The organism is Zhenhengia sp., from assembly GCF_046966505.1.
Lineage (GTDB): Bacteria > Bacillota > Clostridia > Lachnospirales > Cellulosilyticaceae > Zhenhengia > Zhenhengia yiwuensis.
On the sequence record NZ_JBKVCH010000001.1, the window covers coordinates 1 to 13,139 of the forward strand.

Genomic DNA, 13,139 nt, shown 5'->3' on the forward strand with positions numbered 1-13,139 from the left:
AAATATTTTTTGTTTTACATTCCTTAAGTTAACCCTCAGTAGAAATACTGGGGGTATTATCATATATAAAATAAAAATACTAAAAATTATACTTAAATAAAAAGTTATTGACGTTTTAGTTATAATGTATTATTGTATTAAGTGATTAGTACAATAAGGAGTGGTGAAATGTTTGAAAAAATATTTATAGTAGCTACATTAAGTATAAGTTGGGTTTTAAGTTTAATTTTTATACCACAGGGGGCGATAGGTGCTACTACTATTATAATGATGGTTCCAGCAATATTGGGGTTTATTATAACTATGATTAAGTATAAGTCTATTAAGCAACCATTTAAACCTCTTTTTTATCGACCTAGTATTAAGGGTATATTATTTAGTTTTATATTTCCATTAACTATTATAAGCTTGTGTGGGATGATGGCCTTAGTTACAGGAACAGGAGAGCTAACGGGTGATCTAAGTAGTAATATCACACAAATATTGACTATAGTGATTATGAGTATTCCTTTTGCTATTATTACATTAGGGGAGGAGTACGGTTGGCGAGGCTATTTATTAGTGGAATTAGAGCATAAGTATGGCCTTAAGAAAGCAAATACTATAGTAGGTATAGTTTGGTGCCTATTTCATTTACCAGCATTTTTCTTGATTAATTTAAGTGCAGGGCTAGGAGGCGCAATAATATTTACAGCAGTGCAAGTTGGGTGTGTATTTTTTGTTAATTTTTCTTATACATATTTATATAGCTTATCAAAAAATGTAATTCTAGTAGGTGTTATGCATTCAGTTTGGAACAATGTAAATACACTCATGCTAGGAGATGCATATAGAAATGAATCCATTGGCATTGTTTCCGGTAATGTAAATTTGATAAATGGGGAGAGAATATATGGATTAATATTTTTAGGTGTATCAGCGTATTTCATATCAAAAATATTATTTAAGAATGTTAAGCATGAAGTAATAAAATAGTAAATGGTAATATATGAGGGTAGTCAATGTGATTACTCTTTTTTATTGGAGAAATATCATGAAAAAAGTTTGCAGTAGATGTGGAAACATCATTTTACATAAACAAAGGTGTGAATGTGCACCCAAATATAATAGGAAAGTATCAGATGAGAAGAGACGCTTTTATTCATCTTATGCGTGGCAGAAACTCAGGAACAGGAAAGTGAAAGAGCATCCTTATTGTGAAAGGTGCTGGAGTAAGTGGAAGTTGATTGTAACGGATAACTTACAAGGGCATCATATCAAATCGTTTAAGGATTATCCTGAATTAAGGTTAGATGAAGATAATGTGGTAGTGCTTTGTAGAACTTGTAACTTGCAGGCCGGTGATAAAAATATAAAAGACTAGTAATTGAAATATTACAAAAAGATTAAAACTGAAAGAGCTAGTACATAAATAATAGGAAAAGTTCATAGTGTGTAAGGTGATAGTGAAATAAATTATTAAGGGGGAAGAACATGAAAATTAATCGTAGAGTATTAATTGCAGCAAGTTTGATAGCGATAATATCAATTAGTAGTGTTGCCTATGCATCTGTTTCAAATGCACCAGAGGTTTCTAAAAAAGTAGATAAGAATATGAATATATTTAGAAACTTTGATGTAGGGATAAAAGTTAAAGTGGAGGAACAGTTAAATGTAAGCAAATTACTTGAAAAGGACCTGTCCATTCAAACTACGACAAAAGGTCCACAAATATTAATTATTCATACACATCCACAAGAAGAGTATGCAGGTGATAAAAAAGGTAGTGTTTTAGATGTAGGAGATGAGTTGGAACGTGTTCTAGAAGAAAATTACAAAGTATCTGTATTACATTATAAAGATGAGAAAAATACTCAAGCTAGTGTGGTAGGTGCTTATGAGAGAATGGAACCTATTATAGAAGATATTCTTAAAGAAAATCCTTCAATACAAGTAATAATTGATCTTCAGAGGGATGGAGCGGTAGAACCATCAGCTACTTTAATGAATGGCAAATCAACAGCAAAAATTAATGTAGTAAGTGGACTTAATATCGATCAAAATATTGGGACGATAGGTAGTTCAAAAACATATTCGAATCCTTACATAGAAGATAATCTTAGTTTTAGTGCTCAAATGAAATGCAAGAGTGATGAGCTAACTCCTAATTTAATTCCTTATGTACTAGTAAAACCATATAGATATAACTTACATTTAGTTCCTAAGTCATTAGTAGTGGATATTGGAAATGACAATGATACATTAGAAGAAGCTATAAATGCAATTCAGCCATTCACAGAAGTTTTAGCAGAGGTTTTAAACTTAGAAAAAGTAACTAAATGATATACTTAATTAGCAGAGAGGAATACCAATTGAAGGTATTCTTTTTTGTTTGTAGGACTTGTAATTTGCAGATAGGGAGATAGTAGCAAGGTAGATTGGAAGTAGGTGAAATAATTTGAATATTGATATATAATGTTCTTATACAGGGAGCGTGATTATATGAATATATTTAGGTGGAGAAAAATAGCATTATTTCTATTGTACTTTGGACTAGGCTTTATAGCCTCTGCTTTTATATTTATCTATGAGTCTAAAGAAAGTGTAGTAATGTCTCAATTCTTTATAGGAATAGGTTTAATGGTAGTATCAGCAGCAATAAGTTTTATATGTTGGAGATGTCCGTACTGTGGAAAATCTTTTGGAGTTAGGCATGGAAGAATGGAGTCTATTACACATTGCCCATTTTGTGGTGAGAAGCTTAGATAACTTTGTAAAATGAAAAGATAGTAGTGTGGTGGATTGGTAGTAGGTATTAAAATATCGTCAGTATAAGCTTGATGGGGGAAGTATATGAAGATCTAATAGGGAAATCTATAAGCCCCCCCTATAGCCAATATATTAGCATATAGGGGTATCTCTACCACGAGGGCCCAACCATTTAAACACAATGCCTAAAATGAAAAATTTTGAGGGTATGATGTGTGGAAAATAGAATAAAACTAGATATGCCAAAGGATAGAGCCTAATTGGTAGTGTGGAAAATACTATTGAAAAGGGCTCTTTTTGGATGTAAAAAGGCAAGGGAATGGGTAGAAAAGCTCCAAATTCAAGGTGTTTTAATATCAAACAAAATATGGTATACTATCATGAATAAATAGACTTATAAAGATTTTTGAAAAAATTTAAAGCCAATAAATTAGATAATTTATTTAGCGAACAAAAAGTGAGGGGATAGTAATGCTAACAAATGATTTGATAACTGAACGATTGATTCTTAAGAGTACAAAGGAGGAGCATGCTCCATTATGTCTTGATATGTGGCTAGACGATGAAATAGGAAAATATTTAGGAGATCCACCGAGAGATAAGGCAGATGAAAAGTATATGAATTTTGCTAAAGGGATTGAGGAAGATGAAACATGGTATCCTTTTGTAGCATTTTTAAAGGATACCAATGAGTTTGTAGGAACAGGTAGTATTGTACCTATGGAAGATAAGATGCATTGGGACTTGGGGTACTGTATCCATAAGCAATACTGGAGACAGGGATATGGAACAGAACTTATTCAAGCATTAATTGATTTTGGCTATGCCAAAGGGGGCCGCAAGTTTACAGCAGACATTGCACAAGAAAACATTGCATCTAATGCAGTAATAAAAAAGTTAGGGTTTACTATAGAAAAGGAAGGTTCTTTCAATAAACAAGGAACTAATATTACATACGACAATTATACATACAAGCTCGATTTAGAATAAGTATTTTTAGCATTCTCGACATGCAAATAGTTATTTTATTAACTGAGAACAAATAACGAGTCTATATAAATATTCCATATAGGCTCTTTTTTCATGTCCTAAAATACTGAAACAAGGCAACACCATGGTAAGATCAACTAAAAGTGTATTAACAATAACTAGATACATAATACATAGATTTTATCAACTTAAAGGATAGATCATAATTGACAGTGTGGAAATACTGTTGAAAGGACTCTTTTTGATGTGAAACGGTATAAAAATGGTTAGAAAAGGGCCTAGATTCTTAGTATTCTAATATGTAATCTTATATGTTATAATATTCTGTATAATATAAGGTGTAAGAGACTTTGATAGAATGTAAAGTCAACAGATTAGATATTTTATGAAATGAGGGATATTTTTATGAAAAGTAGAGTTTTATCAAAAGTTCTATTAGTTTTTACTCTAATGATAACCTGTGTTACATCGGTATTTGCAAAAGATAATAATAAGTTATTGGTCAATGGTAAAGATTTCGGGTATGATATTTTACTCAAAAATGGAGTTTCCTATATGAGAGCAGATGATTTTTTAGATATGTTCGCCTCAGAGCCTCCGATAAAAACAAATAAATCCATTACTTATATTAAGCGTTGCATTCCTACTCAAGATTCTTTTTTTGAGATAGAATATAAAGATAATTCTATCGCTTGGAATGGTAAGAAAACTGGTGCTTATGCTATTAACTCTAATGGAGAACTATATATTCCTATTAAAAGTGTATGTAAATACTTAGACTATAAAACTGTTTGGGAAGCTACTACTGGTAATGTAAATTTACTTACATACCATACCGAATCTTTGAAAAATAAAACTGTCGATGTAATGGGGTTTACACTACCAATTAGATTATTTGATGATGAGGTTATTAGAATAGAAGAAGATAAGCTTCCTTATTTAGATTATACTGTCTTTTCAGAAGAAGGTGTTGAAATAATCAATACACATGTAGATATATTCGAAATTGAAAAACTACAAAATCTTTTAACTTTAATGTTTAATAAGGATTTTTCGAAACAAATTATCCAAGCTATGCATGATACTGATTCCTTGATTCAAGTAGAAGTACCTTTGGATAATGGGTTGATTTTAACACATTTTACGACATCTGATGGATTATATTCGATTTCCGTTGAAAAAAGAGAAACAATAAAATAGTTATTTTATGAGATGAAATATAAGTTTTATACTCATCAATCAATTGATAGGAGGAACAAAATGAAAAGATTAGGGGCAATTTTGTTAGGAGTAACTGTAATAATGGAAAGTAGTATTCCTATATTAGCTAAGGAGAACCTAGAGCTTTATATAGATGGTACTGAAATAACAACTCAAAGTTATACTTATATTGGGGCAAATGGTAATGTTGAAGGAAAATATTATATGGATGTATTACCACAGCTCAAAAATGAAAGGGCCTATGCACCACTGAGTACAATTACTAAGTTATTAGGAATTAACGCAGTTTGGAATAATCCAACTATCACAATAAACAATGACAACACAGAAATTATTTTAACAATAGGCAAAAAAGAAGCAAAACAAAATGGGGAAGATATACAACTTGATGCAGCACCTTATATTGAGAATGGCAGAACCATGATACCTTTACGATTTATTTCGGAAGCATTTGGACTTGAAGTAGATTATAAGGATAGCCGTATAGATATAAGCTCATCTGTTTTAAAATCACATGATACAACTATCTCAGCATTACAAACTGAATATTGGATGACTATGGGAAGCAAAGTATTAGAGAATAGGTCTAATTTGTGCACAACAAGAACCCATGAAATCATTCATAACTCACAGAAAGAAGAAGTAGCTGAACCAAATGTATATAGCCGTACTTATATGATAGATGAGCCTGATTCCTATGTTTTATTAAGAGGTTATTATTTTGTAAATAGCGAAAATCAACCGGTAGAACAATTTGAAATTTATCAAGGCTTATCCTTCGGAATGAGTACAGGTGTTTATATGATAAGAGATGTAATGAACGCTAAATGGTATAGCTTTACATCTGAAGCTTATAATGAACTAATAGATTTATTGCATATAGGAAATTGGGAAACTATATCTAATACGATTGTATAGTGTTAAAATCGTTCATTTAAGTAGTAGATATTTTATCAAGTCTTTTATATGAAGGAGTGAATAAAATTGTCAAAAGTAATTAATAAGCTATTGATAGTCGTTTTAACATCAATTATGCTTCTTCCATGTAGTGCAAAAAGTGTTATTAATGTTTCTTATAATGGGGAAAAAATGCAGTTAGAACAGCAACCACAGAAAATAGAAGGAACTGTACTTCTACCACTTAGAAGTTTATCCCAGTTTTTAAGCTACAAGGTAAATTGGAACTCAGAAACTAAACAAATTGATATTATTGAAGGTGGGACAAGTATAAGATTAGTTATTGATAGCGATAAAGCGGAAGTTAATGGCAAAGAGGTTAAACTTAACGTCCCTGCACAAGTAATAGAAGAGACAACCTATGTTCCATTACGTTTTGTAGGGGAAGCATTAAATTTGGATGTAGTTTGGGATGGAAAAACACAGACAGTAAACTTAGAAGGAAAATATACACTAGATGAAGAAAATAAAGAACTTTTAGTTAGAACTACAGAAGGAAAAAAGTTCTAGCAAAAATTAATACGTTAAATGAATATTCGGATGTTACATATATAGATTATCATACAACTCAAAATGGAAGTGAAATTGTTTCAGTAGGTCAAACGGTACAAGGAGCAGCTGGTACTGCTTCAACGAGTACAGCTTTTTATATAAAAGATGAAACGATTATAGATAAAATAGAAAAACCAATTTACTACACAGGTGATAACGGCATTATAGAATTGGAAGATTTCATTATTTTAAATGATGAAAGTAATTTAAAGTTTTATGACGATAAAACCGGAAGCCTTATTCAAACATATGATTTAAATGATTTTCAAAAAGGGTTAAAGTTAGACATAATGAAAATACGGCCACACTATATAATGGGTAGGTATGAAAGAACTATTCATGTTGTAGATCTAGTCACAGGGAAAGTAACTCGTATTCTAGATCTCATTCCAGAGGTAGATCAAGGTTATGTTTTTCAAAGTGATATGCACTTAAACGAAGATGATATCAAGTTGGTTTGGGAAACAGATAAAGCATTAGTATTCAAGTATTATAGTATTACTGAACAAATAGAAAAAACTGTAACATGTAAATTAGGAGAATAAATATGTGTAGATGTATGAAATACTCAATAAAATAGTTAATTGATTAGCCTAAACTAAATAGTAAGAATAAACACTGAGTCTGTATGAATCATTATATATAGGCTCTTTTTAATAACCTTTTATGATGTGAAAATAGGAATGGAGTAAAAAAGTAAGTTTTTTAGGTAGTACTACTTTAATAAATATGTTATAATTCAGAAAAATACTATCAAATAGGGAGGTATTTATGAAGTCAAAAAGTAAAATATGTATAACTACTGGGATAGTACTAATCTTAACTTTAATTTTAATTGAAAATAATTCTGCCAATAGTAATTCGGAAAAATACTTAATCAATAAAAATGGTAAAACATATGGGACTAATAAAGTGGATACGATTGGATATGAACCTGATTTGATGTTAGCGAAGGGTGATGACGGCACCGTAGGATATGTTAGAACAGAGGAATTAAATGATCCAGAGTTTAAGACACCTGAAGAGGCTATAGCATGGCAAAATAGTAAACCTAGCTATCGGGTATTGTCTCTCTATGATGAAGATGAAGAAAATATAATAGGTACATTTACGATAGGGAGATAGTAATTTAGTTATGTCTAACTAGATAACATTTAAAATTATAAGAACGATAATTATGAGTCTATATAAATACTACATATAGGCTCTTTTTTTCATACCCTAAAATACAGCAAGAAGGTGAAATCATGGCAAGACCAACGAAAAGTATTACAACAAAGATGCAATAAATAAAATAGGTATTAACTATTCCAATGGATAGAGCCTAATTGATAGTGTGGAAAATACTATTGAAAAGGGCTCTTTTTGATGTAAAAAAGGCATGGAAATGTGTAGAAAAGGGCTGGATTCTTAGTGTTTTAATAGATGATATTTTGTGTTATACTATTCTGAATCAAACGACATATAAAGGTTTTTGAAAAAATGTAAAGCCAATAAATTAGGTAATTTATAAGTAAAGATAAAAAATTTTAAAGTGAGGGGTTAATAATATGAGGAAAAAATTTATAAGAAAGATTTGCTTTATATTTGCTGTATTAATATCTATTAAGGTTTTTGCAAAAGGCACACCAGATTTATTTTTAAATGGAGAATTAAAAGACATTCAGATAATCTTAAAAGACTCTAATACACTAATACCTCTAAGGTTCTGTAGTGAAGAGTTACTAGCTAGTGTAGGTTGGGATAAAAAGACTCAAGAAATAAGTATTACAAAAGGGGATGATAAGGTACTGTTTACGGTTGGCTCTCTTGAATATAAACATAATGAGGAAGTTAAAGAGCTTTTAGTAGCTCCAGAATTGATAAACGGAATAACTTATGTTCCATTCAGACCGCTTGTAGAGGCTCTAAATGGAGTAGTACTTTATAATAATGAGAACAAGTTTATAAACATCTATGATGCTAATTCTGAAGCTTATAAAGTACATAGAGCTTTAAATAGCAGCAATATAGTAGAAAAAAGATTTGCTATGTTAGAGGTGCCTAGAATTTATAACATTCCTTCAATCAAAGCTACTATGCATGGATACATCTTTCCTTTAGAAACTCCAAATGCTGATTATTTTCTAGAATATCAAGGAACATGGGAAGGTGAACCTATCGTTTCATTAAGGTACTACTCCATAATAGATGGAGTTGCTGTCAATACATGGGGGCGACAAGTTAAACAAAATTGTTCTTTCAATGTAGATGCACACCCCCTATTTAAACTAATTGGAGATGCAAAACCAGAGGATAAAATAGAGTTTGGTTCTTGGCCAAATCCCGTTGATTTGAATTATGTAATGTTCTTACAACAAACTTCTTCGGATGCAGTATACTATCTAAATAATATTTGGACAGACTTCTTCGCTTTAGAAACTAATGAGATTGGAATAAGATCAACCCCCCCCCTTTCTCTAATAAAGATATTGTATTATTTGATATTGACAATAAAGTTTTGTTAGAGAAATATAGTTCAGATACTCATTGAAACCAATAAAATAGTTAATTTATTAATTGAGAACAAATAATGAGTCTATATAAATACCATATAGGCTTTTTTTATACTTTCAATATAGAAAGAAGGTGATATCATAGCAAGACCAACTAAAAGGATTACAACAAGAACTGGACATATGAGTAAGACTGATATTGATAAGAGGCTAGAGTATGAAGCTAAGTCGCGTGGAGATAGTGATAAAATACGTGCACCAGCATACTTGACATTACAGCAGAAAAAGCACTTTAGAATAATTGTGGATTACCTCAAAGAATCAGGAGTATTAGGTAACATTGATGTGTACCTATTAGCTCAAACAGCTATAAACATTGATCGTATCCAAGCGTGTGAAGTTGCGATTAATCAAGATGGTGTAGTAGACCTAGAGGGGAATCCAAACCCACATATAAAAATAAGAACTGCCTATATGAAAGATTTCTTCAGGATGTGTAATGAGTTAAGCCTAAGCCCACAGGCAAGGGCAAAGATAGCAAATATTAACTGTAGTGCTGAAGCTGAGAAAACAGATCCACTTCTGACAATACTGGGAGGTGGTAAGAAATAACGAAAGAGGAATTTAAAGAATCAAAGGCCTATAGGTATGCTGTGGATGTACTGGATGGAAAATTTCCAACTAATAGGTACATAAAGGCAATAAGTAAAAAGTTTATTTATGAGATAGACCATCAGGAAGAGATGGATTACTTTTTTGATTATGAAACAGCCGATAAGATAATGAACATCATGAAACTAATTAATTTTGCTACTGGAGCTGTAGCAGGCCAATCGTTATATGAGGCTTGTGTGGGCTACCAGTATTTTTTTGTACTCAATATCTTTTGCTGGAAGAGGAAGGATAAGCCTGAAAAGAGAAGATATGAGGTCTGTTTGTTATGGATAGCAAGGAAAAATAGTAAATCAGTTGGAAGCTCCATGATTATGATTATCTTGATGTTACTAGAACCAAAGTATAGTGAATTTTATTTATGTGCAAACACAAGAGATCAAGCAAGGATTGTCTATAATGAAACTAAAAAGCTACTTGAGTCTAGTCCATATATCAAGGATAAGTTTGATATTAAAAGGGATATCATTACATGTAAGTTAAATCAAAATACCCTTAAGGCCTTATCCAGTGAATTTAATACGACAGATGGGCTCAGAGTTTCAGCCGCTTGTATAGATGAAGTTGGAGCGGCTAAAGATGGTGGACTTATTGAATCTATGACTTCAGGTATGTTATCAGTTCAAAATAGGCTTTTAATATTAATTTCTACTAGCTACCCAAACACACAGAACCCATTTCTTGAGTGGACGGATTACAGCAAGAAGGTTATTGATGGTGTGGTAGAAGATGAAAAGCTCTTTGCTATGCTCTACAGCTTAGATGAAAAAGATGAAATGACAGTAGAGAACTTCATGAAGGCTAATCCTTTGCAAAGCACCCTAGAGGATGGCAAGGAATACCTAGAAAGTGAATATAAAAAGGCACTTGAGATGGGAGGGGCTAAGTTAACCTCCTTTAAGTGTAAACATCTTAATATATGGCTTGATGGGATGATAGGAGAAATCTATATTCCTACAGAAGAAGTAAGAAAGTGTAGATTGCATGAGCCATTTAGTTGGTGTGGTAGACAGGTTTATATAGGCATTGACTTAGCCATGACAACGGATAACTGTTCCGTAGCGATGATTACTGAGGAAGGTGGCAAGGTTTATGCGAATGTGTGGGCTTTCATACCAGCTGATAGGATAGAAGAAAAGACTCGGGTTGAAAAGGTAGATTATCAGGCTATGATTAGAAATGGTAATTGCTTTGCGTGTGGTGAAAATGTAGTTGACTATGGCTTTATTGAAAGCTTTATACTTGGGTTAGAAAAAAGATACGGCGTGGTTATCATGGGAATAGGGTTTGATCGCTACAATTGCCTTAGTACAGCCCAAAAGCTAGAAACTAATGGCTATGAAACGACAGAAATCAAGCAGCACTCAAGTGTATTACATAGTCCGACTAAATTATTAGAGGAACTTGTCCTTACACAACACTTTGGTTATGAGCGTAACCGATTATTAGAAATTAACTTTGCGAATGCAAGGTGTCTATATGATACGAACCTGAACAGATACGTTAACAAGAAGAAATCGACAGGGAAAATAGATATGGTGGCTTCATTAATTAATGCTATGTATCTCCTTGAAAAAGATATGCTTCAAGAGGACTTTGTTGTTCAGGTATTCTAAATGGAAGGAGATGAGAAATGGCTTTAAGAGACTTCTTTCAAAAGGAAAGGGTTGAAGTTACAAATGAAGAATTAGACTTACACCTAGAAGGTACAGAAACACCCAATATAAAAAAGAATACTATTACACGTGACCAAGCCATAGGCCTTCCTTCTGTATATGCCAATGTGGAGCTTATAAGTAATGTCATATCTAACTTAGAAGTAAAGCTATATAAGGAATTAGAGGGTAGTGTGGAAGAAGTAAAAGGAGATAAAAGAATTGACTTACTTAATGATGCACCTAATGACCTAATGAGTGGTGATGAACTTAAGAAAGCTATGGTGAGAGATTACCTATTGGATGGAGCCTGCTATGTCTATATGTGTGGGTTAGGCTACTCAAAGGACAAGTGGTCACTTCATTATATTCCTACAACTGATATCTCTCTTTTGTACTCACCTGACATCATCTTTAAGACAGTGACAATAAATATCCAGGGGCAGAACTTTAATCCTGATAACTTTATTATTTGCACTAAGAATACAGTTGATGGAGTAAAGGGAAAAGGGATTGTAGCTGAGTGTAATAGCATTTTAAAACAAGCCTTAGACAATATGAACTATACCACTCAAACCATGGGAAATGGAGGCGTAAAGCGTGGCGTTCTACAAAGTACAAGGCGATTGACTGCAGAAGCTATTGGAGAATTAAAGAAAGCTTGGAAAAGACTCTATGAACAAAATAATGATTGTATTGTCCTAAATGAAGGTATTACCTATCATGAATTGCAACAAACAGGTGCAGAAATGCAGATGATTGAATCTAAAAATGCTATTGATGCAGATATCTGTAAGCTCTTTAATGTACCAGTCAATATGTTTGATTCTTCTATTCCTCAAGATGTATGGGATGCTTTTGTAAAGCTGGCTATTATGCCAATTATAAATAAGCTAGAGAAGGCAATTAATAGGGCTCTTCTTACTACAGAAGAACAAGGAGAATATTATTTTGCATTTGATACAAAGCAGCTTAACAAAGGTGATATTGAAAAACGCTTTAAGGCCTATGAGATTGCCCTAAAGAATGGGTTTATGACACCATCAGAGGTACGTTTTGAAGAAGACTTGAACGAGATTGAATCATTAAACTTCGTAAAGATGAGCTTAGGTGATGTATTGATGCATATTGAATCAGGAGAAATCTATACACCAAATACAAACACCACAGTTACACAAACTGGAACCAATGTAGTGCAAAATAGTGCAAGTGGAACCAGTACGGTGAAAGGAGGTGAAAAAGATGCAGATAGAGGTGAGAAGTGATGGAAAGCTTGAAATTAGTGGTTATGTTAATGCTATTGATAGGTATTCGAAGGAACTTTATGGTACGAAAGGTAAATTTATTGAAAAAGTCGCACCCACAGTATTTCAAAGAGCTTTAGAAAAAGCTAGTAATATAGATATGTTACTGAACCACGATGTAAGGCGAAAACTGGCAAGCACAAGTGATAATACTTTAGAACTTAGAGAAGATAATATTGGACTTCATGCAAAGGCAGTCATAAGTGACCATGAAGTTATAGAAGAGGCTAGGTGTGGAAATCTAAAAGGATGGTCTTTTGGTTTTAGAGCTTTGAGTGATAGTTGGCAAGAAGAAGGTAGTGTGGCTAAAAGAACTTTAGAGGAGATTGACCTAATGGAAGTATCCCTTTTAACAATTGAGCCAGCTTATATTGCAACATCTGTTCAGGTAAGAAGTGAAGATATGGAGCAAAGATGCATCAGGGATAAGCCTGATGTGAAGGAAAATGCGGAGGAGATAGAAAATCAAAGAAGCTTAGTAGCTACTAAGGTGTGGTTATTAAAGAATGCAATACTCGGTTAATTAATCTATAATAGAAAGTAGA

General features: G+C 32.5%; 15 protein-coding genes. All 15 read left to right on the forward strand.

Going from position 1 to position 13,139, the window contains the following annotated elements; translation table 11 throughout:
• The first annotated feature begins 168 nt into the window (after window positions 1-168).
• The 15 genes from ACLTBU_RS00005 to ACLTBU_RS00075 all read left to right on the forward strand — a co-directional run bounded on the left by ACLTBU_RS00005 (window position 169) and on the right by ACLTBU_RS00075 (window position 13,117).
• Window positions 169-975 carry a CPBP family intramembrane glutamic endopeptidase gene (locus ACLTBU_RS00005; RefSeq protein ID WP_412216967.1) on the forward strand — a complete coding sequence of 269 codons (807 nt, stop codon included), beginning with the start codon at window positions 169-171 and terminating at the stop codon, window positions 973-975.
• Between the two features lie 58 nt (window positions 976-1,033).
• Window positions 1,034-1,363 (forward strand): HNH endonuclease, encoded by a 330-nt coding sequence (locus tag ACLTBU_RS00010; RefSeq protein WP_412216968.1) that lies wholly within the window; start codon window positions 1,034-1,036, stop codon window positions 1,361-1,363.
• Between the two features lie 110 nt (window positions 1,364-1,473).
• Entirely contained in the window at window positions 1,474-2,322 is an 849-nt protein-coding gene (locus ACLTBU_RS00015; protein WP_412216969.1) for a stage II sporulation protein P, read from the forward strand.
• Between the two features lie 159 nt (window positions 2,323-2,481).
• Window positions 2,482-2,748 carry a hypothetical protein gene (locus ACLTBU_RS00020; RefSeq protein ID WP_249334468.1) on the forward strand — a complete coding sequence of 89 codons (267 nt, stop codon included), beginning with the start codon at window positions 2,482-2,484 and terminating at the stop codon, window positions 2,746-2,748.
• A 471-nt stretch (window positions 2,749-3,219) separates the two neighbouring features.
• Window positions 3,220-3,738, forward strand: coding sequence for a GNAT family N-acetyltransferase (locus ACLTBU_RS00025; protein ID WP_412216970.1), 519 nt, complete (start codon window positions 3,220-3,222; stop codon window positions 3,736-3,738).
• Between the two features lie 405 nt (window positions 3,739-4,143).
• On the forward strand, window positions 4,144-4,938 hold the full coding sequence (locus ACLTBU_RS00030; RefSeq protein ID WP_412216972.1) for a hypothetical protein: 795 nt from the start codon (window positions 4,144-4,146) through the stop codon (window positions 4,936-4,938).
• A gap of 60 nt (window positions 4,939-4,998) precedes the next feature.
• A complete protein-coding gene (locus ACLTBU_RS00035; protein WP_412216974.1) occupies window positions 4,999-5,877 on the forward strand; it encodes a stalk domain-containing protein in 879 nt (292 codons plus the stop codon).
• A gap of 66 nt (window positions 5,878-5,943) precedes the next feature.
• On the forward strand, window positions 5,944-6,426 hold the full coding sequence (locus tag ACLTBU_RS00040; RefSeq protein WP_412216975.1) for a copper amine oxidase N-terminal domain-containing protein: 483 nt from the start codon (window positions 5,944-5,946) through the stop codon (window positions 6,424-6,426).
• A gap of 332 nt (window positions 6,427-6,758) precedes the next feature.
• Window positions 6,759-7,013 (forward strand): hypothetical protein, encoded by a 255-nt coding sequence (locus ACLTBU_RS00045; protein ID WP_412216976.1) that lies wholly within the window; start codon window positions 6,759-6,761, stop codon window positions 7,011-7,013.
• Between the two features lie 226 nt (window positions 7,014-7,239).
• Window positions 7,240-7,593, forward strand: a complete 354-nt coding sequence (locus ACLTBU_RS00050) for a hypothetical protein (RefSeq protein ID WP_412216977.1) — start codon at window positions 7,240-7,242, stop codon at window positions 7,591-7,593.
• Between the two features lie 425 nt (window positions 7,594-8,018).
• A complete protein-coding gene (locus tag ACLTBU_RS00055; protein ID WP_412216978.1) occupies window positions 8,019-8,975 on the forward strand; it encodes a copper amine oxidase N-terminal domain-containing protein in 957 nt (318 codons plus the stop codon).
• A gap of 171 nt (window positions 8,976-9,146) precedes the next feature.
• Window positions 9,147-9,575, forward strand: a complete 429-nt coding sequence (locus ACLTBU_RS00060; protein ID WP_412216980.1) for a phage terminase small subunit P27 family — start codon at window positions 9,147-9,149, stop codon at window positions 9,573-9,575.
• A gap of 131 nt (window positions 9,576-9,706) precedes the next feature.
• Window positions 9,707-11,251, forward strand: a complete 1,545-nt coding sequence (locus tag ACLTBU_RS00065) for a terminase large subunit (RefSeq protein WP_412216981.1) — start codon at window positions 9,707-9,709, stop codon at window positions 11,249-11,251.
• A gap of 17 nt (window positions 11,252-11,268) precedes the next feature.
• Window positions 11,269-12,555 carry a phage portal protein gene (locus tag ACLTBU_RS00070; protein WP_412216982.1) on the forward strand — a complete coding sequence of 429 codons (1,287 nt, stop codon included), beginning with the start codon at window positions 11,269-11,271 and terminating at the stop codon, window positions 12,553-12,555.
• Window positions 12,533-13,117, forward strand: coding sequence for an HK97 family phage prohead protease (locus ACLTBU_RS00075; protein WP_412216983.1), 585 nt, complete (start codon window positions 12,533-12,535; stop codon window positions 13,115-13,117). The genes ACLTBU_RS00070 and ACLTBU_RS00075 overlap by 23 nt, the downstream gene beginning before the upstream one ends.
• Window positions 13,118-13,139: the final 22 nt, after the last annotated feature.